17 protein-coding genes are annotated in these 21,951 nt (G+C 63.4%); 16 read left to right on the forward strand and 1 reads right to left on the reverse strand.

Annotated elements, in window-relative coordinates:
* Window positions 1-20: 20 nt before the first annotated feature.
* The 13 genes from hisS to HV796_RS02450 all read left to right on the forward strand — a co-directional run bounded on the left by hisS (window position 21) and on the right by HV796_RS02450 (window position 15,200).
* On the forward strand, window positions 21-1,370 hold the full coding sequence (hisS, locus tag HV796_RS02390) for a histidine--tRNA ligase (protein ID WP_175224802.1): 1,350 nt from the start codon (window positions 21-23) through the stop codon (window positions 1,368-1,370).
* Window positions 1,371-1,460: 90 nt separating this feature from the next.
* Window positions 1,461-2,099, forward strand: coding sequence for a tetratricopeptide repeat protein (locus HV796_RS02395; RefSeq protein ID WP_175224804.1), 639 nt, complete (start codon window positions 1,461-1,463; stop codon window positions 2,097-2,099).
* A gap of 70 nt (window positions 2,100-2,169) precedes the next feature.
* A complete protein-coding gene (gene bamB / locus HV796_RS02400; RefSeq protein WP_175224806.1) occupies window positions 2,170-3,315 on the forward strand; it encodes an outer membrane protein assembly factor BamB in 1,146 nt (381 codons plus the stop codon).
* A gap of 546 nt (window positions 3,316-3,861) precedes the next feature.
* Complete coding sequence (der, locus tag HV796_RS02405) at window positions 3,862-5,199, forward strand: ribosome biogenesis GTPase Der (RefSeq protein WP_175224808.1); 1,338 nt, start codon at window positions 3,862-3,864, stop codon at window positions 5,197-5,199.
* Between the two features lie 152 nt (window positions 5,200-5,351).
* Window positions 5,352-5,588: an RNA chaperone Hfq gene (gene hfq, locus HV796_RS02410; RefSeq protein ID WP_035930711.1), complete on the forward strand. Its 237-nt coding sequence runs from the start codon at window positions 5,352-5,354 to the stop codon at window positions 5,586-5,588.
* Between the two features lie 85 nt (window positions 5,589-5,673).
* Window positions 5,674-6,900 (forward strand): GTPase HflX, encoded by a 1,227-nt coding sequence (hflX, locus tag HV796_RS02415; RefSeq protein ID WP_175224810.1) that lies wholly within the window; start codon window positions 5,674-5,676, stop codon window positions 6,898-6,900.
* Between the two features lie 81 nt (window positions 6,901-6,981).
* Window positions 6,982-8,424, forward strand: a complete 1,443-nt coding sequence (hflK, locus tag HV796_RS02420; RefSeq protein ID WP_175224812.1) for an FtsH protease activity modulator HflK — start codon at window positions 6,982-6,984, stop codon at window positions 8,422-8,424.
* A gap of 12 nt (window positions 8,425-8,436) precedes the next feature.
* Complete coding sequence (hflC, locus tag HV796_RS02425; protein WP_175224814.1) at window positions 8,437-9,345, forward strand: protease modulator HflC; 909 nt, start codon at window positions 8,437-8,439, stop codon at window positions 9,343-9,345.
* 45 nt (window positions 9,346-9,390) lie between these two features.
* Window positions 9,391-9,582: a DUF2065 domain-containing protein gene (locus HV796_RS02430; protein ID WP_175224816.1), complete on the forward strand. Its 192-nt coding sequence runs from the start codon at window positions 9,391-9,393 to the stop codon at window positions 9,580-9,582.
* 208 nt (window positions 9,583-9,790) lie between these two features.
* A complete protein-coding gene (locus HV796_RS02435; protein ID WP_175224818.1) occupies window positions 9,791-10,939 on the forward strand; it encodes an ATP phosphoribosyltransferase regulatory subunit in 1,149 nt (382 codons plus the stop codon).
* Between the two features lie 104 nt (window positions 10,940-11,043).
* Entirely contained in the window at window positions 11,044-12,390 is a 1,347-nt protein-coding gene (locus tag HV796_RS02440; RefSeq protein ID WP_175224829.1) for an adenylosuccinate synthase, read from the forward strand.
* A 3-nt stretch (window positions 12,391-12,393) separates the two neighbouring features.
* Window positions 12,394-12,969 carry a phosphoribosyltransferase gene (locus HV796_RS02445; RefSeq protein WP_175224831.1) on the forward strand — a complete coding sequence of 192 codons (576 nt, stop codon included), beginning with the start codon at window positions 12,394-12,396 and terminating at the stop codon, window positions 12,967-12,969.
* Window positions 12,970-13,313: 344 nt separating this feature from the next.
* Window positions 13,314-15,200 carry a potassium transporter Kup gene (locus HV796_RS02450; RefSeq protein WP_175224833.1) on the forward strand — a complete coding sequence of 629 codons (1,887 nt, stop codon included), beginning with the start codon at window positions 13,314-13,316 and terminating at the stop codon, window positions 15,198-15,200.
* A gap of 170 nt (window positions 15,201-15,370) precedes the next feature.
* Here the strand turns inward: HV796_RS02450 and HV796_RS02455 are convergent, their stop codons facing one another.
* Window positions 15,371-17,719, reverse strand: a complete 2,349-nt coding sequence (locus tag HV796_RS02455) for a Tex family protein (RefSeq protein WP_175224835.1) — start codon at window positions 17,717-17,719, stop codon at window positions 15,371-15,373.
* Between the two features lie 221 nt (window positions 17,720-17,940).
* Between HV796_RS02455 and HV796_RS02460 the strand changes: the two genes are divergently transcribed.
* The 3 genes from HV796_RS02460 to yoaA all read left to right on the forward strand — a co-directional run bounded on the left by HV796_RS02460 (window position 17,941) and on the right by yoaA (window position 21,736).
* Complete coding sequence (locus HV796_RS02460) at window positions 17,941-19,014, forward strand: hypothetical protein (protein ID WP_246355643.1); 1,074 nt, start codon at window positions 17,941-17,943, stop codon at window positions 19,012-19,014.
* Window positions 19,015-19,131: 117 nt separating this feature from the next.
* Window positions 19,132-19,344, forward strand: a complete 213-nt coding sequence (locus HV796_RS02465; protein ID WP_175224837.1) for a DUF465 domain-containing protein — start codon at window positions 19,132-19,134, stop codon at window positions 19,342-19,344.
* A 76-nt stretch (window positions 19,345-19,420) separates the two neighbouring features.
* The gene (gene yoaA, locus HV796_RS02470; protein WP_175224839.1) at window positions 19,421-21,736 is read left to right on the forward strand and encodes a DNA repair helicase YoaA; all 2,316 of its coding nucleotides are present in this window, start codon (window positions 19,421-19,423) and stop codon (window positions 21,734-21,736) included.
* Window positions 21,737-21,951: the final 215 nt, after the last annotated feature.

Genomic DNA, 21,951 nt, shown 5'->3' on the forward strand with positions numbered 1-21,951 from the left:
TATCTGCCAATCGAATTCAGATGACTGAACCGAAGAAAAAGCTCGAAAAGCTGTCCGGTGTAAAGGGCATGAACGATGTCCTGCCGCAGGAAGCGCAGTTGTGGGAATTTTTTGAGTCGACCGTGAAGTCGATGCTCCGTTCGTACGGATACCAGAACATTCGCACGCCGATCGTCGAGCACACACAGTTGTTCACACGCGGTATCGGCGAAGTGACCGATATCGTCGAAAAAGAGATGTACAGCTTCACCGACGCGCTAAACGGCGAGAATCTGACGCTGCGCCCGGAGAACACCGCCGCAGTGGTGCGCGCGGCGATCGAACATAACCTGCTGTACGACGGTCCGAAGCGGCTCTGGTACGTCGGGCCGATGTTTCGCCACGAGCGGCCGCAGCGCGGGCGTTATCGGCAGTTTCATCAGGTCGGCGTCGAGGCGCTCGGTTTCACGGGGCCGGACGCGGATGCGGAAATCATTCTGATGTGCCAGCGGCTGTGGGATGACCTCGGCCTCACCGGCATCAAGCTCGAAATCAATTCGCTGGGGGTGGCGCACGAGCGCGCGGCGCATCGCGTCGAACTGATCGCGTACCTCGAGAAGCACCAGCACGTGCTCGACGAAGATGCGAAGCGACGTCTTTACACGAACCCGCTGCGCGTGCTCGACACGAAGAATCCGGCGCTCCAGGAAGTCGCACGCAATGCGCCGAAGCTGATCGATTTTCTCGGCGACGAGTCGCGCGCGCACTTCGAAGGGCTGCAACGAATCCTGAAGGCGAACAACATTCCGTTCACGATCAATCCGCGGCTTGTCCGTGGTCTCGATTACTACAATCTGACCGTGTTCGAATGGATCACCGACAAGCTCGGCGCGCAGGGCACGGTCGCCGCCGGCGGCCGTTACGATCCGCTGATCGAGCAGCTGGGCGGCAAGCCGACGGCCGCGTGCGGCTGGGCGATGGGCGTTGAGCGCATTCTCGAGTTGTTGAAGGAAGAACAACTCGTGCCGGAGGAAGAAGGCTGCGACGTCTACGTGGTTCATCAGGGCGACGCCGCGCGCGACCAGGCGTTTATCATCGCGGAACGCCTGCGCGACACGGGGCTCGATGTGATCCTGCATTGCAGCGCGGACGGTCAGCCGGCCAGCTTCAAATCGCAGATGAAGCGTGCCGACGCCAGCGGCGCGGCTTACGCGGTGATTCTCGGCGAGGACGAGATCGCTAACGGCACGGTCGGCGTGAAGCCGCTGCGCGACATCGGCGCCGCGGACGCAAAGGGCGCGAAAAGCGAACAACAAACCGTGCCCGCCGAAGACTTGACCGAATTTCTAATCAATGCGATGGTTGCGTCCTCCGACGACGGGGACGACTGATCGCGCGATTTTGTGCCGCTTTGCGCGGCCAGAATGGTCAAAAACAGTTGAAAACAGCTAAGACATCGACAAGGAAGGAATCGCTTCGCGATGAGTTACCACGACGAACAGGAATCAATTGAAAGCGTGAAGGCATGGTGGGCGCGCTGGGGCAACGCGACCACGTGGATTCTGCTGGTGGCGGTCGTCGCGGCGGCGGCCTGGAACGGCTGGAACTACTGGCAGCGCCATCAGGCGGCCGGGGCAGCGGTGCTGTACGACCAGCTGCAGCAGGCGGCCGCGGCCGGCGACAAGGCTGACAAGGCGTTGGTCACGCGCATGGCGACCGACATGGAAAACAAGTTCGGCGGCACTGCTTACGCACAGATGAGCGCGCTTGCGGCTGCGAAGGCGCTTTATCAGGCCGGTGATGAACCCGGCGCGAAGGCGCAACTGCAATGGGCGGCGGACCACGCGAAAGATGACGAATTCAAGCAGATTGCGAAGCTGCGTCTCGCTTCCCTGCTGCTTGATGAAAAGGCCTACGACGCGGGGCTCGCGCTGCTCGATCAGCCGCAGTCGGACGCCTTCAAGGGCGTGGTCGCCGATAGCCGCGGCGATCTGCTTGCCGCGCAAGGCAAGCGCGATGACGCCCGCGCGGCGTATAAGCTCGCGCTCGACTCGCTGCCGAAGAACGATCTTTCGACGCGCCAGCTGATTCAATTCAAGCTCGACGCGCTGGGCGGTTAAGCGTCACATGCGCCGTGCGCGACGCTGCGCCTTCACTCCAATCTATAAACCAGACATGCTTCGTTCACCGATGAATCTGCTGAAACGTTACGCCTTGCCCGTCGCATGCACGCTCGTCGTGCTCACGATGGCGGCGTGCTCGTCGTCGAAAGACGAGCGCCGCGTGCCGACGCCGCTTACCGAATTCAAGCCCGTGCTCGACGTGCAGCAGACGTGGAAGGCGAGTGTCGGCAAGGCCGGGCGCTATCTGTTCTCGCCGGTTGCGGTCGGCGATGCGGTGTACGTGGCGGGCGCGAACGGCTCGGTCGCGAAAATCGATGCGAAGACCGGCAACGACATCTGGCGTACGAAGCTCAAGAGCGACCTGTCGGCGGGCGTTGGTTCCGACGGCAATCTGACGGCAGTCGGCGCGCTGAAGGGCGAGGTGTACGTGCTGGGGCCGGACGGCAAGGAGTTGTGGAACGGCAAGGCGCCGGGCGAAATCCTGTCGCCGCCGCTCGTCGGGAATGGCCTGGTGGTCGTGCGCACGATCGACGGCCAGATCGTCGCGTTCAATGCGCAAACCGGCGAGCAGCGCTGGGTATTCCGCAACCGCGCGGTGCCGTTGAACCTGCGGGTGTCGGCCGGCATGATCTTCGCAGGTGATGCGGCCGTGCTGGCTGGCTTCCCGGGCGGCCAGTTCGCGGCCATCAATGTGCAAAACGGCGACGCTTTCTGGCAGACGCCGGTGTCGTATCCGAAGGGCGTGACCGAAGTCGAGCGGATCAACGATGTGACTGGGCCGCCGACGCTGGTCGGCGCCGAAACCTGCGCGGTGACGTTCCAGGGGCAGCTTGGCTGCTTCGATGCGAACTCGGGGCGCGCGCTGTGGGAAAAAGTCTTTTCGAGCACAAGCGGGATTGCCCAGGATGAGCAGGTGGTGGTGGGCGGCGACGACTGGTCGATCGTATCGGCGTTCGATACCACGAGCGGCAAGCAGTTATGGCATAACGACCAGCTGAAAAGCCGCGACGTCAGCGTGCCGGCGCTGCTCGGCCACGCGGTGGTGGTCGGGGACTACGACGGCTTCGTGCACTTCCTGTCGCGCGACGACGGTTCATTTATTGCGCGCATGAAAACGGACGGCAGCGCGATTACCGCGGCGCCGGTGCTCGCGGGCGATACGCTCGTCGTGCAGACGCACGACGGCAATCTGTACGGGTTCCGGCCGCGCTGAATGGGCGCGGTTTGACTCGGCTGCAGGAACGAACAGATCGGGATGACCGCGCTGGGCAACTAGCAGCAAAGGTTCAGGCGCGGCGCGACATCAGTCCCGGGATGTCGGAATGTTGTATCGGTACGGTATGCCGGCACGACATGCAAAACCGTATTCAAGCAGTACCGTGTGCCGCTTTGCGCGAAGGCTGGCACACCTCGACGGCGCCCGCTTCCGCAAGCGCGCGACGCATAGGAATAGCGCGGGGTCGACGCGAACCTGCTCGATGAGCCAAACGGCACGCCGCGCTGATATATCGATGCTTTCGAGCGGCGCCGACGCCGGCGCCGCGCCAGAGGCCAGCCCGGCCTACCGAGCCCGCTGTGTCCCTAACCCGTCCACACCGGTCGCGCATCCGGCGCGGGCGGAATTCGTGCTAATTTGCGACAAATGAAATGCGACGGCGAATGCCGTGCGGCGGCAGCGTCGCAGCGCGTGCCTGGTCGGCCATATCGGCCGCGATGAATCCCGATTGACCAGTCCGCGCTTCACAGTGAACAACATCAGATGAAACCCGTTATTGCCCTCGTCGGGCGCCCCAATGTGGGGAAATCCACCCTGTTCAACCGTCTCACGCGCTCGCGGGACGCGCTCGTCGCCGACCTGCCAGGGCTCACGCGCGACCGTCACTATGGCGAAGGGCGCGTTGGCGACCGGCCGTATCTGGTTGTCGATACCGGCGGCTTCGAGCCGGTTGCGAAAGAGGGCATCCTGCATCAGATGGCGCGCCAGACGCGCCAGGCGGTCGAGGAATCGGACATCGTCGTGTTTATTGTCGATGGCCGCAACGGTCTCGCGCCGCAGGACAAGGTGATCGCCGACTATCTGCGCAAGACCGGCCGGCCGATCTTCCTCGTGGTGAACAAGGCCGAAGGGATGAAGTACAGCGCGGTCGCCGCGGACTTCTACGAGTTAGGTCTCGGCGACCCACGCGCGATCTCGGCCGCGCACGGCGATGGCGTCGCGGAGATGATCGGCGAGGCGCTGGGCGTCGCCTACGCGGGTCAGCCGGAAGAATCCGAAGAGGAAAAGGCGCAGCACGGCGTGAAGATCGCGATTGTCGGGCGGCCGAATGTCGGCAAGTCGACGCTCGTCAACACGCTGCTCGGCGAAGAACGCGTGATTGCCTTCGATATGCCCGGCACGACGCGCGACTCGATTTACGTCGACTTCGAGCGGCAAGGCAAAAAGTACACGCTGATCGACACCGCTGGCCTGCGCCGCCGCGGCAAAGTGTTCGAGGCGATCGAAAAGTTCTCGGTCGTCAAGACGCTGCAGTCGATCACCGATGCGAACGTCGTGATCCTGCTGCTCGACGCGCAGCAGGACATCTCGGACCAGGATGCGCACATCGCGGGCTTCGTCGTCGAGCAGGGACGCGCGCTAGTGGTCGGCGTGAACAAATGGGACGGTCTTGATGCGCACGTGCGTGAGCGCACCAAAGCCGACTTGCAGCGCAAGCTAAAATTTCTCGACTTCGCGAAGTTCCATTTCATTTCGGCTGCGGAAAAGACCGGCATCGGCCCGCTCATGCGTTCGGTCGACGCGGCTTACGCGGCCGCGATGGCGAAGCTGCCGACGCCGAAGCTCACGCGCGCGCTGATCGACGCGGTGCAGTTCCAGCAGCCGCGCCGCAAGGGGCCGGTGCGACCGAAGCTGCGCTACGCGCACCAGGGAGGACAGAATCCGCCGATCATCGTGATTCATGGCAACGCGCTCGACGCGGTGACGGACACCTATAAACGCTACCTCGAAAACCGCTTCCGGGAAACTTTCGCGCTGACTGGGACTCCATTGCGAATAGAGTTCCGATCGTCTGCGAATCCTTTTGCGGACAAGGGCTGAAAGCCCCGTGCACGTTGGGTTTGGGCGGAATAGACCAAATGGCCAGGCAAAGCGCGCATAAAGGAAAATCGGCTATAGTGTAGCGATTGGCGGCGGATCTCTTTTTCTTCGCCGTTAATTAAGTCAACCTGCAAAAAAACACGGAGTTTGCTATGAGCAACAAAGGGCAATTGTTACAAGACCCGTTTTTGAACGCGCTGCGTAAAGAGCACGTGCCGGTCTCGATCTATCTGGTGAACGGCATCAAGCTTCAAGGGAACATCGAATCGTTCGACCAGTACGTTGTGTTGCTCCGTAACACGGTTACCCAGATGGTTTACAAGCACGCTATCTCGACAGTCGTACCTGCGCGTCCGGTGAATTTCCACCCGGATGCCGAAACGTCCTAAACCTCGTCGCGGCCGGTCGACGCGCGCCGCTTGACGGCGTTCCGCACCGGCCGCTCCCATAGCGCCCACTTCGGCCGCTTCCACTTTGACACCCGCCAATTTGACCAACGCAGCGCTTGTCGGCATAGATTTCGGCAAGATCGATTTCGTCGCCAGTCTCGAAGAACTCAATTTGCTCGCGCAAAGCGCGGGCGCCCATCCCGCCGTGACCGTGACCGGGCGCCGCTCGCGCCCGGATGCCGCGCTCTTTGTCGGCAGCGGCAAGGCGGAAGAACTACGCGTCGCCTGTGAAGCGAACGATATCGACATCGTTATCTTCAATCACTCGCTGGCGCCCGCGCAGCAGCGCAATCTGGAGCGCCTGCTTAACAGGCGCGTGATCGACCGCACCAGCCTGATTCTCGACATCTTCGCGCAGCGCGCGCGCAGCCACGAGGGCAAGCTGCAGGTCGAGCTTGCACAGCTGCAATACCTGTCGACCCGCCTTGTGCGCGCGTGGACCCACCTTGAGCGGCAAAAAGGTGGTATCGGCCTGCGTGGCCCCGGTGAAACCCAGCTCGAAACCGACCGGCGCCTGATCGGCGACCGCATCAAGATGCTGAAGTCGCGCCTTGACCGGCTGCGTCGCCAGCATGGCACGCAACGTCGCGCGCGCGAGCGCAACCGCACGATGTCGGTATCGCTCGTCGGCTATACGAACGCTGGCAAGTCGACGCTCTTCAATGCGCTGACGAAAGCGCAGGCGTACGCGGCCGACCAGCTGTTCGCGACGCTCGATACCACTTCGCGGCGTCTGTATCTCGGCGGCGAGATTGGCCAGGTGGTGGTCTCCGACACGGTCGGCTTCATTCGTGAGTTGCCGCACCAACTGGTGGCCGCGTTCCGTGCGACGCTCGAAGAAACGATTCACGCCGATTTATTGCTCCATGTGGTCGATGCATCGAGTGCGGTGCGCCTCGATCAGATCGATCAGGTGAACGAGGTGCTCGCGGGGATCGGCGCGGATACGATCCGCCAGGTGCTGGTGTTCAACAAGATCGACGCGGTGCCTGAGCTGGCGGCCCGTGGCGAAGCGGTCGAGCGGGACGAGTATGGTAATATTTCGCGCGTCTTTTTGAGCGCGCGCACCGGGCAGGGACTGGATGCATTGCGCGCCGCCATCGCCGAAATTGCCACTGCTGAACATCTTTCGGGTGCTGACGGTTTGCTGCCGGACGAACATCCCCGGCCGGAAGCCATCCATGCCGATCGCCACGAAGACCTTCACGAAGAACATCGCGAACCCCGTGGAGTCGCCGAGCCCGGGCATTGACCCTGCGCATTGACCTCCGCATTGACATTGGCCTTTTTCGAATGGCATCGATCCGCTGTCTACTCTGGTGAACGAACACAGGTGAATCAATACAACCCACGGAGTATCTGGCTGCGAATGCGCGCCATGATGTCGCTGAACGACCCGCGGTGGGGCCGGGGAGACGGCAATGGCAGCAATGGCGACCGGCAACGTTCGAACGATTCGAAGCGTCCGCAGAACGGCAAAGGCGGTGATGGTCCACCGGACCTCGACGAAATGTGGCGCGACTTCAACCGGCGCCTGTCGCGTTTCTTCGGCCGCAAGGGCGGCGGTGGCGAGCGCCGGCCGGATAACGGGCGCAGCGCGCGCATTGGCGTGGGCATCGTCATCGGCGTGCTTATCGCGATCTATCTCGGCAGCGGCGTGTACGTCGTCCAGGAAGGGCAGGCGGGCGTCGTGCTGCAATTTGGCAAGTATCGCGGCACGGTCGAGCAAGGCGTGCACTGGCGCCTGCCGTATCCGTTCGAGTCGCATGAGATCGTCAACATCGGGCAGATTCATTCGGTCGAAGTTGGCCGCAGCAATGTCGTGCGGCTCGCGAATGTGAAAGACGCGTCGATGCTCACGCGCGACGCCGATATCGTCGATGTGCGTTTCGCCGTTCAATTTCAGATTCGCAAGCCGGTCGATTACCTGTTTCGCAGCGTCGATCCGGAACAGAGCGTCGCGCAGGCCGCGCAGGCCGCGATTCGCGAGATTGTCGGCGCGCGCAGCACGAACGATGTGCTTTATCAGGACCGCGAAGCCATTCGCCAGCAGTTGACCGATGCGATCCAGCGTTCGCTGGATCAGTACAAGACCGGCCTTGCGGTTACCGGCGTGACGATTCAGAGCGCCCAGGTGCCCGAGCAGGTACAGCCCGCGTTTGAGGACGAAGCGAAAGCGCGCCAGGACCGCGAGCGCGCGAAGCGCGACGCGCAAGCGTATGCGAATGACCTGCTGCCGCGCGCGCAGGCGCAGGCGGCGAATCTGATCGACGAGGCGAAGGCCTATAGCGATCGCGTGGTCGCGCAGGCGCAAGGCGACGCGGAACGGTTCAAGCAGGTTTTCGCCCAGTACTCGAAGGCGCCCGAGGTGATTCGCGAACGGATGTATCTCGACACGATGCAATACATCTATTCGAACACCACCAAGGTGTTCGTCGACAGCAAGGCGAGTAATAACGTGCTGTATCTGCCGCTTGACAAGCTCGTCGCTGACAACCGCGCACGCGCGGCGGAGGCCGCGGCCGCGGCGAATGCCACTGCGGCCGGCGCGGCGAATGGCGCGGGCGCCAGTGCGCCGCAGGCAGCCAGCGCGCCGGGCGTGCAGTCTTTGCAGCAAGGCATACCGGGCACGATCATCGTCGCGCCGCCGACCTCGCCATCCGCGCCGCAGGCGCCCGCGTCCGCGACGCCGGCCAGCCAGCCAGCCGGCGCGAACGACCCGCTGCGCTCGCGCGATGCGTTCCGCAGCCGCGGTCGCGACGACGATTTGCAATAAGGAGCGCGACCCATGAACCGAATTATTGCGCTCGTTATTGCAATCGTGATCGTGCTGTTTGTTGCATCGTCGATGGTGTTCACGGTCGATCAACGGCATATGGCGGTGCTGTCCGCGCGCGGCGACGGCGAACCGACGCTCGTCGGCCCCGGCCTGCATTTCAAGCTGCCGCCGCCGCTGCAGACCGTGACGCTGGTCGACACACGCATCCAGACGCTCGACACGCCTGATGAAGATCACTACACAGCGGCCGATAAGACCGACCTGCTGGTCAACCCGGTAATCCGGTTTCAGGTCACCGACCCGGTGAAGCTGGTCGCCGAAACGAAGGGCGACGTGCAGAGCCTGCCGGACCGGCTTGCACTGATCTCGCGCGGTGCGCTAACCGATGCGTTCGCGAAATCCAACGTACCCGAACTGCTCGCGAACCTGCAGGCGGTCGGCGACAACACGCGCGCAGGCATGGAAAAAGCGGCGGCATCGCTCGGCGTCGAAGTGGTCGATGTGCAGCTGACGCGCGTCGATTTTCCCGCATCGATGACCGATGTCGTCTACAAGCGCATGATCGCCGCACGCGAGCAGATCGCCAACCAGGAGCGCGCGCAGGGCGCCGCGGAAGCAGACAAGATCAGGGCCGACGCGGCGCAGAAACAGCAGGCGCTGCTCGCCGACGCGTACCGGCAGGCGCAGACGATCAAGGGTGACGGCGACGGCAAGGCTGCGTCGATCGCGGCCGACGCGTTCGGCCGTGACCCGCAGTTCTACCGCTTCTATCAAAGCATGCTGGCGTACCGCAACAGCTTCAAGCCGACCGACGTGGTGGTGGTCGATTCGAGCAGCGACTTCTTCCGCTTCATGCGCGGCCCGAACGGCGGGGAGACGATGCCGGGCGACGCCGCGGCATCGCGCAACAAACATTAATAAACGGAAACGCCGCGGCAACCGGATCGCGGTGGCCTCATACGAATGGACATAGCCGGATCGTTATTGCTCGCGATCGCCCTGATGCTGATCATCGAGGGGATGTTCCCCTTTGTGTTTCCGGTCGCGTGGCGTGACACGTTTCGTCGAATAGCGGAGCGTCCCCCACACCATATCCGGATCGGCGGGCTGATCGTGATGGCGCTCGGACTCGTACTGCTGCTGATCGCGACCTGACGCGCACACCGCGCTTCGCAGCGGCTCGCGCGGGCCGCTGCGGCCGCGAAGCGACTGGCGAGCGCTCCAGAAGCTCACTTCGAGCCGAAAGTCCGGATCGAAACAGCGGATCGAAACAGCGGGTGGAAAGCACAACCGGCCGCCGCTATTCTCATCTCATTCGCTGGTGCGCGTAGCGCGCCTTGCATAACGTCGCAGGACCCTATCGATGTCGACCTGGTTACTTCCCGAGAATATTGCCGACGTGCTGCCGTCGGAGGCACGCAAAATCGAAGAATTGCGTCGCCGGTTGCTGGACCGTTTCCGCGCGTACGGCTATGAAATGGTGATGCCGCCGATGCTCGAATATCTCGAGTCGCTGCTGACGAGCGGCGGCGGCGATCTGGATCTGCGCACGTTCAAGCTCGTCGATCAACTATCGGGCCGCACGCTTGGCTTGCGCGCGGACATCACGCCGCAGGTCGCGCGCATCGACGCGCACCTGCTGAACCGGCAGGGTGTGACGCGCCTGTGCTACGCGGGCGTCGTACTGCATACGCGGCCGCGCGGGCTGCACGCGACACGCGAGCAGATCCAGATTGGCGCGGAAATTTACGGCCATGCGGGGCTCGAAGCGGATCTCGAGATCCAGCAGCTGATGCTCGACGCACTGCGTCTCGCGGGTCTCGCGAAAGTGCGTCTGGACCTGTGCCACGCGGGCGTGCTCGCTGCGCTGATCGACATGGAGCCGGCCGCGGCCACAGCGGGCGAGGCGCTTTATGACGCGCTCGCGGGCAAGGATGTGCCGCGCCTCGTGGAGCTCACCGCGCACCTGAAGCCGCTTGTGCGCGACGCGCTGCGCGCGCTGCCGACGCTGTATGGCCACGCGGCCGTGCTCGATGAAGCGCGTGCGCGCCTGCCGGATGCACCGGAAATCGCGCGCGCGCTCGACGATCTTGCCTTCCTCGCCGCGCAGGTCGAAGGCGCCGAAGTGATGATCGATCTGGCCGATTTGCGCGGCTACGCGTACCACAGCGGCGTGATGTTCTCCGCGTATGTCGACGGCGTGCCGAATGCGGTGGCGCGCGGCGGCCGTTACGACCACGTCGGCCAGGCGTACGGCCGGGCGCGCGCGGCCACCGGTTTTTCGCTGGACCTGCGCGAAGTCGCGCGCATTTCGCCGATTGAAGCGCGCAGCAGCGCGATCCTCGCGCCGTGGCAGCACGACGATGCGTTGCGCACGAGCGTCGCCGCGCTGCGCGACGCGGGCGAAGTGGTGATTCAGGCGTTGCCGGGGCACGACCACGGGCTTGACGAATTCGCGTTCGACCGCGTGCTCGTCGAGGAGGGCGGCGCGTGGGTGGTGCGCGCCCGCTGAAAACCGGCCCATACCATTGAGCGCAAAGGAAAATTTGCGACAAAAATGCGGAACCCGCGCGTGAACCCAGGTAAAATACGTTTTTAACCAGCTCAAGAAACAACATGTCTGCCAGTGCTGTGAATGTGAACCCCGGGCGCAATGTCGTGGTGGTTGGGACCCAGTGGGGTGACGAGGGCAAGGGCAAGATCGTCGACTGGCTGACGGATCACGCGCAAGGCGTCGTCCGTTTCCAAGGCGGTCACAATGCCGGCCATACGCTCATCATCGGCGGCAAGAAAACCATCTTGCGCCTCATTCCATCGGGCATCATGCGGCCGCAGGTCGCGTGCTACATCGGCAATGGCGTCGTGTTGTCACCGGAGGCGCTCTTCAAGGAAATCGAAGAGCTCGAGTCCGCCGGCATCAACGTGCAGAAGCGCCTGTTCATCTCCGAAGCCACCACGCTGATCCTCCCGTATCACATCGCGATCGACCAGGCACGCGAAGCGAAGAGCGGCGCAGGCAAGATCGGCACGACCGGCCGCGGCATCGGTCCCGCGTATGAAGACAAGGTCGCGCGCCGCGGCCTACGCGTGCAGGACCTGTTCGAGCCGCAAGCATTCGCGGAACGCCTGCGTGCGAATCTCGATTTCCATAACTTCGTGCTCACGCAGTACCTCGGCGCCGCCGCGGTCGACTATCAGCAGACGCTCGACATGATGCTCGGCTATGCGGATCGCCTGAAGCCGATGGTCACCGACGTGTCGCGCCGTCTCTACGACGAAAACCATGCGGGCCGCAACCTGCTGTTCGAAGGCGCGCAAGGCACGCTGCTCGATATCGACCACGGCACCTATCCGTTCGTCACGTCGAGCAACTGCGTCGCGGGCGCCGCGTCGGCGGGCGCGGGCGTCGGTCCGCAGAAGCTCAACTACATCCTCGGCATCACGAAGGCGTACTGCACGCGCGTCGGTTCGGGCCCGTTTCCGAGCGAACTGTACGACGCGGACAACGCCGCCCGCCAGGCGCCGATCGGCTTGACGCTCGCCACGGTCGGCAAGGAATTCGGCTCGGTCACCGGCCGGCCGCGCCGTACCGGTTGGCTCGACGCGGCCGCGCTGCGCCGCTCGATCCAGATCAACGGCGTGTCGGGCCTGTGCATCACGAAGCTCGACGTGCTCGACGGTCTCGACGAAGTGAATCTGTGTATCGGCTACAAGATCGACGGCAAGCAAACGGATATCCTGCCGCGCGGCGCGTCGGAAGTCGCGCGCTGCGAGCCGGTGTACGAAACCTTCGCCGGCTGGAAGGAAAGCACCATTGGCATCAAGGAATGGGACCAGCTCCCGGCGAATGCGCGCGCTTACCTGGCGCGCGTGCAGGAAGTCGCGGGCGTGCCGATCGACATGGTGTCGACCGGTGCGGATCGCGATGAAACGATCCTGCTGCGCCACCCGTTCAAGGTGTAACCGATGCTTGACGGTGGTCCGATGATCGCGATGAAAGACCCGCGCAACGACGACAAGAACCTCTGGGTCGGCTGGGACGAGTACCACCGGCTGATCGAACTGCTTGCGCTCGCGGTCCACGAGTCCGGCTGGAAATTCGACAAGATCCTGTGCCTCGCGCGTGGCGGCTTGCGCGTCGGCGATCAGATGTCGCGCATCTACGACCTGCCGCTTGCAATACTCGCGACGAGTTCATATCGCGAAGCAGCCGGCACGGAGCAAGGCGAGCTCGATATTGCGCAGTACATCACCATGACGCGCGGCGAACTGTCGGGCAATGTGCTACTGGTCGACGACCTTGTCGATTCCGGCGTGACCCTTGCGCGCGTGCAGCAGCATCTGAAGGAGCGCTATCCGGCGATTACGTCGGTACGTTCAGCCGTGCTGTGGTATAAGGCGTGCTCGAAGGTTAAGCCGGACTACTACGTTCAGCATTTGCCGACCAATCCGTGGATTCATCAGCCGTTCGAAGAATGGGACACGGTGCGTCCGCATAATCTCGGCGCATGGATCAAACGTGGCACACCGCACGAAGCGTGACGAACACGTGACAGCCGGCCGCGAAAATACGAATAGTGTCGTTTGACAACGTCGCGCCATGATGAAACGGAGCCGGGCTGGGCTCCGTTTTTTTGTATGCGCGAATAACGCACACGCATCGCGAGCAGCGGCCAGTACGATAGCGGAACGCGTTCATAGGTGAACGCATGAAGTGCGCATTCGAAACAGAACAGTTGCCGCAGACTTGACCAAAGTGCGGTGCTACACTTCGGACGTTCCAGGACTCACGTGGCATTTGCACAACATGCCGGACGGCTGACTTTCAGCCCCAGTTTAGAATACCGCTCATTTTTGCCGCTGAGGAACGGATTCTTTTCGCGCTTATGACAGACAATCATCACGCGCCCAAGCAGCCCTTGTCCGCGCTCGCGGTCGCTGCGATCGGGGTCGTCTTCGGCGACATCGGCACGAGCCCGCTGTATTCGCTGAAAGAAGCGTTCAGCCCATCACATGGCATTCCACTGACTCAGGATTCGATTCTCGGTGTTATTTCGCTGCTGTTCTGGGCGATCGTCGTGGTGGTGAGCGTCAAGTACGTGCTGTTCGTGATGCGTGCGTCGAATAACGGCGAAGGCGGCGTGCTTGCACTGATGGCACTGGCGCTGCGTTCATTCGATGCACGTACCCGGGCGGCAGGTTTGCTCACGATGCTCGGTATTTTCGGTGCCTGCATGTTCTACGGTGACGCGGTGATCACGCCGGCCATCTCCGTGATGTCGGCGGTCGAAGGTCTCGAGATCGCCGCGCCGAAACTGACCCATCTGGTGCTGCCGCTGACGATGGTGATCCTGCTGCTGCTGTTCTGGATCCAGCGGCATGGCACCGCGACAGTGGGCCGCATGTTCGGGCCGATCATGGTGCTGTGGTTCATCACGCTCGCGGTGCTCGGGCTGTCGCACATTCTGCAGTCGCCGGAAGTGATCGCCGCGCTCAATCCTTACTACGCGGTTTCATTCATGTCTGCGCATCTGCTGCAGGCTTACGTCGTGCTCGGCTCGGTCGTGCTGGTGCTAACCGGCGCCGAAGCGCTCTATGCGGACATGGGCCACTTCGGCGCGCAGCCGATTCGCGTGGCGTGGTATGTGCTCGTGATGCCGTCGCTGGTGCTGAACTACTTCGGGCAGGGCGCGCTGCTGATGCACGACCCGAAAGCGATTGAAAACCCGTTCTATCTGCTCGCGCCCGATTGGGCGTTGCTGCCGCTCGTCGTGCTGTCGACGGTGGCGACCGTGATTGCGTCGCAAGCGGTGATCTCCGGCGCATATTCGTTGACGAGCCAGGCGATTCAACTCGGTTATGTGCCGCGCATGAAGATCCTGCATACGTCGGAGCTGGCGATTGGGCAGATCTACGTGCCGGTCGTCAACTGGATGCTGTTGTTCATCATCATGTGCATCGTGATCGGCTTCAAGAGCTCGGACAATCTCGCGGCCGCGTATGGCATCGCCGTGACCGCGACGATGGTGATCACCACCGTGCTCGCGTGCGTCGTGATGGTCAAGGTATGGAACTGGAACAAGCTGGTGGTCGCGCTGATCATCAGTGGGTTGTTGCTGGTCGACCTCGGCTTCTTTGGTGCGAATCTGCTGAAGGTGGCCGACGGCGGCTGGTTGCCGCTTGGCATTGGCGCGCTACTGTTCTTCCTGCTGATGACGTGGTTCAAAGGTCGCATGATCGTCAAGGAACGCACGGCCGCCGACGGTATTCCGCTGATGCCGTTCGTGCAAGGGCTGCTTGCGCATCCGCCGCATCGTGTGTCGGGCACCGCGATCTATCTGACCGGCAGCGCGTCGCTCGTGCCGGTGAGCCTGTTGCACAACCTGAAGCACAACAAGGTGCTGCATGAGCGCACGATCTTTCTGACTTTTGTCACGCGCGATATTCCGTACGTCGAACAAACGGACCGGCTGACGGTCAAGGATGTCAGTGGCGGCCTCTTTCTTGTGAAGGCCGCGTATGGCTTCAATGAAACGCCCGACGTGAAGGCGGTGCTGGAAGAGGTCGGGCGCATGCACGACATGACCTTCGAACTGATGGATACCTCGTTTTTCCTCGCGCGCGAAACGGTGGTGCCGACGCAATTGCCGGGCATGTCGGTGTGGCGTGAGCGCGTGTTCGCGTGGATGCACCAGAATGCCGCGAAGCCGACCGATTTCTTTAGCATTCCGGCGAATCGGGTCGTCGAGTTGGGGACGAAGATCGAGATTTGACGCATTCGAGCGAGTACGTCGCGGCACCCACCGACGCAAAAGCCCATGCACATCGCGTGCATGGGCTTTTGCTTTTCTGGCTGGGTGCAAGTTGCTAAGGCAGCCCAACGCGCAGTCAAGCGCGCGCAGCCAAACGCGCAGCCACCTCGCGCGTTTTCTCAGCCGTTGGGCTAGCGCTGCTTGAGCTTCGCGAAGGCCGCCGCCATTGCGCCAGTCGGTTCCGGCTCGCGCGAGCGCTGCGCTCCGCGTGCGCCGCCGCCCGGGCGGCCCGCGCCGCCACGGTCGTTCTGTGCGCTGCCGCCACCGCGGGAACTCGTATTGCCAGCCGCGAAGTCGTCATCGAGGCGCATCGTCAGCGAAATGCGCTGCCGCTTCACATCGACTTCGAGCACCTTCACTTTGACAATCTGACCGGCTTTCACGACTTCGTGCGGGTCCTTGATGAACTTCGTCGACATCGCGGACACGTGGACGAGGCCGTCCTGATGGACGCCGACATCGATAAACGCGCCGAATGCCGCGACGTTCGTGACGACGCCTTCGAGCACCATGCCCGGCGACAGGTCCGAGATTTTTTCGACGCCTTCACGGAACGTCGCGGTCTTGAATTCGGGACGCGGGTCGCGGCCGGGTTTTTCGAGCTCCGACAGAATGTCGCGCACGGTCGGCAAACCGAAGCGGTCGTCGACGAACTCGGTCGGCACAAGGCGCGATAGTGCGTCGCGATTGCCGAGCACGTCACTGACCTGCTTGCTGATTCTCGCGAGCATCCGCTCGACGAGCGGATATGCTTCCGGGTGCACCGACGAACGGTCAAGCGGGTTCTCGCCGCTGTTGATCCGCAGAAAGCCGGCGGCCTGTTCGAACGTTTTGTCACCCAGGCGCGGCACCTTGCGCAGATGCTCGCGCGACGGGAACGGCCCGTTCGCATCGCGGTACTCGACGATATTGCGCGCGAGCGTCGCATTGAGACCCGACACGCGTGCGAGCAGCGCAACCGACGCGGTGTTCGCATCGACGCCGACGGCGTTCACGCAGTCTTCGACGACCGCATCGAGCGAACGCGCGAGTTCACGCTGGTTGACGTCGTGCTGGTATTGCCCGACGCCGATTGCCTTCGGCTCGATCTTGACGAGCTCGGCCAGCGGGTCCTGCAGACGCCGCGCAATCGACACCGCGCCGCGCAGCGAGACGTCGAGTTCCGGAAATTCCCGGGCAGCCAGTTCGGATGCCGAATAAACCGACGCGCCTGCTTCGGACACGACGATTTTCTGCAGGTTGAGCTCGGGATGGCGCGCGATCAGCTCGCTGGCGAGCTTGTCCGTTTCGCGCGACGCGGTGCCGTTGCCGATGCTGATCAGCTCCGCCTGGCACTGGGCGGCTATCCGCGCGAGCTTCGCGATCGACCCGTCCCAGTCGCGGCGCGGCTCGTGCGGGTAGATCGTATCGGTGGCGAGCACCTTGCCGGTGCGATCGACGACCGCGACCTTTACCCCGGTACGCAGGCCCGGGTCCAGGCCGATCACCGCCTTCGGGCCAGCCGGCGCCGCGAGCAGCAGGTCTTTCAGATTGCGTGCGAACACGCGGATCGCTTCGTGTTCGGCCTGTTCGCGCAGATTTGTCAGCAGTTCATTTTCGATATGCGGCTGCACCTTCACACGCCAGCACCAGCGGCAGACGTCGGCGAGCCATTTGTCGGCCGGGCGCGCCTGATTCGCGATGCCGAAGTGGTGCGCGATCATCGCTTCGCCCGGGTGCGGCACCTGCGCATCGAGCTCTTCGCCCAGACCGAGCTTCACGAGCAGCACGCCCGCATTGCGACCCCGGAAGAGGGCGAGCGCGCGGTGCGACGGCACGGTCTTGATGGTTTCCGCATAGTCGTAGTAGTCGCGGAATTTTTCGCCTTCTTCGCCTTCCTTGCCCTCGATGACCGACGACGACACGACGCCCTGGTTGAACAGGTAATCGCGCAGTTTGCCGAGCAGTTCCGCGGTTTCGCCGAACTGCTCGGACAGAATGTCGCGCGCACCGTCGAGCGCGGCTTTCACGTCGGCTACACCGTTGTCGGCGTTCACGTACTGCGCGGCTTCGCTTTGCGGGTCGAGCATCGGATTGGCGAGCAGCGCCTGCGCGAGCGGCTCGAGGCCGGCCTCGCGGGCGATCTGCGCACGCGTGCGGCGCTTCGGCTTGTAAGGCAGATAAAGGTCTTCGAGCACCTGTTTGCTGTCCGCGGCTTCGATCGCCGTGCGCAGTTCGTCGGTGAGCTTGCCTTGCTCGTCGATGCTGGCGACGATCGTCGCGCGCCGGTCTTCAAGTTCACGCAGATAGAGCAGGCGTTCTTCGAGATTGCGTAATTGGGTGTCGTCCAGATTCCCGGTGACTTCCTTCCGGTATCGGGCGATGAACGGAACGGTCGAACCTTCATCGAGGAGTTGCACGGCCGCTGCCACCTGACGAGGCTGGACTGACAGTTCGGTGGCGATGCGCTGGACGATCTTGAGTGCTACGGTTTCCGTCATAAGGCTTTGATGTTCCTGCCGGATTCGATCTGGGGCCGCTTCATGCACCTGCATGCGATGTTGTCGCTGGGTGCGCTGTGTGTCGGCGTTGCCGCTTCGGCACGGCGCGCTCGGCGCGTGGCGGCCGGGGTGGCTGACGCTGCGAATGAAGCTCCTGAAGCAGCGGGGCATTTTGCCATAAATGCCGGGGCGCTCAAGCGCAGGATGTTAGAATTTGGGGCATGTCCCGTTGCCTATCTACGACGTTGCCCACCTTCCGTTTTCCGCTTGCCGCGCGTGTGCCGGTTGTCCTGACACCTTTGTTCGCGCGGGTTTCGGCCTCGTGGTTTTGCGCCCGGTTCAGGGTTCCGCTGGTCGTCGTCAAGCGTGTGTCCCATGCGGGCACGGTGGCGGTGTGGGCGCTGGGCGCGGCGCTTGCCGTGCCGCTGCCCGCCGCCGCGCAGCAGCAGCCGGCGGCGCACGCGGTATCCGGCGCGGCGGCGCATGGAACGGTCGGCGCGGGGGCCGTCGAGGGCGCGGATGCCCCGGTTGCGACGGCGCAAGGTACGGATGATGCGGGCGCCGCGCAGACATCGGCGGTGGAGAAATCGTTCGAGGCGCGCCAGCAGGCGCTCGACGCGCGCACCGCACAGAACAACTACGATTTCGCGGTCAAACAGCACGACTGCTACAGCCGGTTCTTTGTCAATCATTGCGTGAACAACGCGCGCGACGCGATGCGCGCGGTGCAGGCCGACATTCGCCGCGAACAGCTCGTGCTCGACGACGAAAAACGCGCCGAGCACGCGCGTCAACGCGACGAGCAGCAGGCGCTGCAGCAGGCGCAAGACGCAGAGGAAGCGCCGCAGCGTGCCGCGCAGGACGCACGCAACCAGCAGGCGTATGACGACAAGCAGCGCCAGCACGCGCTGGATGAGGCACAGCGCCAGGCGGAAGCGCCGCAGCGCGCAGCGAACGAGCAGGCGTACGAGCAGAAGCAGCGCCAGCACGCGCTCGATCAGGCGCAGCGCGGTATCAGCCCGACCCAGGCGGCAGCCAACCAGCAGGCGTACGATCAGAAGCAGGCCGACTTCCAGCGTCAGCTCGATCAGGCGCATCAGCAGGCGGCGCAGAAGGCACAGGAACGCGTCGAGAAACAGCAGCACTACGAGCAGAAGCAGATCGACGCCGCGCAGCATAAGAAGGACGTCGAGGAGCGCCAGAGGCAGGCTGCGGAGAAGGCGCAGCAAAAGCAACAGGACGAGCTGAAACAGCAACAGCAGCAGCTCGAGCAACCGCAGCAACAGCAGCAGTAGACCGTAGCAGCGACAGCAGTCACGCGTTTCAGGCCGGACAGCAACCTCGAGCGAGGGGCGCGCACGATGGCTCTTATCGGGCCGCGCGCACTTCGCCCATTCTGGGAGGAGGCGAGCATGCGCGCTCATCACGTCAACGCGGAAACACTTCGCGACCGCATTCTGCAACTGGAATCGGAGCACAGTGGGCTCGATCGGATGATCGACCGGATGTCGGATGAGCCCGGCGTCGACGACCTCGAACTGCAGCGCCTGAAGAAACGCAAACTCAAACTGAAAGACACCATCATCCTGCTGCAATTGCAGCTCGAACCCGACGCGCACAGCTGAGTGCGGAACCTGGCAGGTGCCGGGGCCGCCCGCGCTTTTGCGATGCTGGCGCCGGATTTTGCAGGAACCGCTTGCCTTGAACGCACCGCTTGATTCTTCCTCCCGCAGCACGCCGGCCGCCGATGCGGCGCACGTCGACGCGCCTGGCACGAGCGCCAAAGATGCACTGCGCAGCGAGCGCAATGTCGCGGGCAGTGCGCTCGCGGCGTCGCTGACGCCGCGGCGCGCGGCCGAACTGAACGACATCTTTGCCGCCGATGGTCTGCTGGCCCGGCAGATCGACGGCTATCGGCCGCGCGCGTCGCAAATCGACATGGCACGCGCGGTCGCGGCCGCGCTTGAAGCATCGGGCCGCGCGCAGCCCGAGCCGGCGATGTTCGACGCGCACGAGCGGCCCGCACGCCGCTTGCCGTCGTCCGGTGCGCAGCGCGCATCGCAGGACGCGGACGCGGGCGCGACGGACGAAGCCGACGCCGGCGAAAACACGCTGATCGTCGAAGCGGGGACCGGCACCGGCAAGACTTATGCGTATCTGGTGCCGGCGATGTTATGGGGCGGCAAGGTGGTCGTGTCGACCGGCACCAAGCATCTGCAGGATCAGCTGTTTCAGCGCGATATTCCGACTGTGCGCGATGCGCTCGCGGTGCCGGTGTCGGTTGCGATGCTAAAGGGCCGCGCCAACTACCTGTGCCACTATTATCTGCAGCGCACGGCCGACAACGGCCGTTTGCCGTCGCGCCAGGAGACATCGTATCTGCAGGAGATCGTGCGATTCGCGAAAGTCACGCGCACCGGCGACAAGGCTGAACTCGCGAGCGTGCCCGAGACAGCCGCGGTGTGGTCGATGGTGACCTCCACGCGCGACAACTGTCTTGGCCAGGAATGCCCGCATTACAAGGACTGCTTCGTGATGCAGGCGCGCCGTGAAGCGCAGCAGGCTGATCTCGTCGTCGTGAATCACCATCTGTTTTTCGCCGATGTCATGCTGCGCGACACTGGCATGGCCGAACTGCTGCCAACCGCGAACACCATCATCTTCGACGAAGCGCATCAGCTGCCCGAAACCGCGACGCTTTTTTTCGGCGAAACGCTGTCCACCGCGCAGTTGCTCGAGCTGGCACGCGACTCGGTCGCTGAAGGCATCTCCCATGCGCGCGACGCGCTCGACTGGGTGAAGCTGGGCGCTGCGCTCGAGCGCGCGACGCGCGATGTGCGCCTGACCTTCAAGGAAGATTCGCTGCGCGTGTCGGTCGCCCAGCTGGCCGGTGATCACCCGCTCTTTGCCGCACTCGATGCGGTGCACGTCGAGCTCGACGCGCTGGCGGCCGCGCTCGCCGCACAGGCCGAGCGTGCGGAATCGCTTGGCGCCTGTCTGCGGCGCGCGCGCGAACTGCAAGACTTGCTCGCAGGATGGACGGTGGCGCCGGCGTCATCGTCTGAACGCGTCGCGCGCGATGCGGATGCGAACGCCGCAACGCGTTCGGCCGATGCGAACGGCAGCCCGGACGGACAGACCGAGCCACACGAAAAGGTGCGTTGGATCGAAGTCTTCTTACACACGGTGCAATTGCACGAAACGCCGTTATCGGTCGCGCCCATTTTCGCAAGGCAGCGTGCCGGTGTGCCGCGCGCATGGGTGTTCACGTCGGCGACGCTGTCCGTGCGCGGCGATTTCACGCATTACGCGGCACAGATGGGCCTCAGCGCGCGTCGCTCGATGACGCTGCCAAGTCCATTCGACTACGAGACGCAAGGGCTGCTGTATGTGCCGCGCAATCTGCCGCAACCGTCGTCGCCGATGTTCACCGACGCGGTGTTCGACGCCGCGTTGCCCGCCATCGAGGCGTCGGGTGGCGGCGTCTTCATGCTATGCACGACACTGCGCGCAGTCGATCGCATCGCTAACAGATTGCGCGATACGATCGAAGCGCGCGGCTGGGATATGCCGTTGCTCGTGCAGGGCGACGCGAGTCGCACGGAGTTGCTCGAACGTTTTCGCGCGTACGGCAATGCGATTCTGGTCGGCAGTCAAAGCTTCTGGGAAGGCGTCGACGTGCGCGGCGACGCGTTGTCGCTCGTCGTGATAGACAAGCTGCCGTTCGCGCCGCCTGACGACCCGGTGCTGTCGGCCCGTCTCGATGCATTGACGAAGAAAGGGCTGAGTCCGTTCGCTGTGCATCAGCTTCCGCAAGCGGTGATCACATTGAAGCAGGGCGCCGGGCGTTTGATTCGCGCGGAGACCGATCGCGGCGTGCTGATGATCTGCGATACGCGACTTGTCGACAAGCCGTATGGCCGCCGGATCTGGCAAAGCCTGCCGCCCTTCAAGCGCACTCGCGAGATCGATGTTGTGCGTGAGTTCTTCGCGCAGCCAACGCCGCCTGCTTCTTAAGATGCCGTGTGCATGCGCGAAGGCGAACATGCAAAATGCGGGCGGTCAAGTCGTGCTGTCAATAGGTAGTCTGCAAAGCGGGTCGTCCACAAAAGCGCGGTTTGTAAAAGCAAAACGCCACGGAAACCGTGGCGTTTTGTTTCGTGTTGTTTTGTGCGACAGACCCGCGCGGCCTGCCTGCACGGGCTCGCCTGACGGCGAGCCCTTCGCTACAG

Origin of the sequence: Paraburkholderia humisilvae (assembly GCF_902859855.1) — a bacterium.
Classification (GTDB): Bacteria; Pseudomonadota; Gammaproteobacteria; order Burkholderiales; family Burkholderiaceae; genus Paraburkholderia; species Paraburkholderia humisilvae.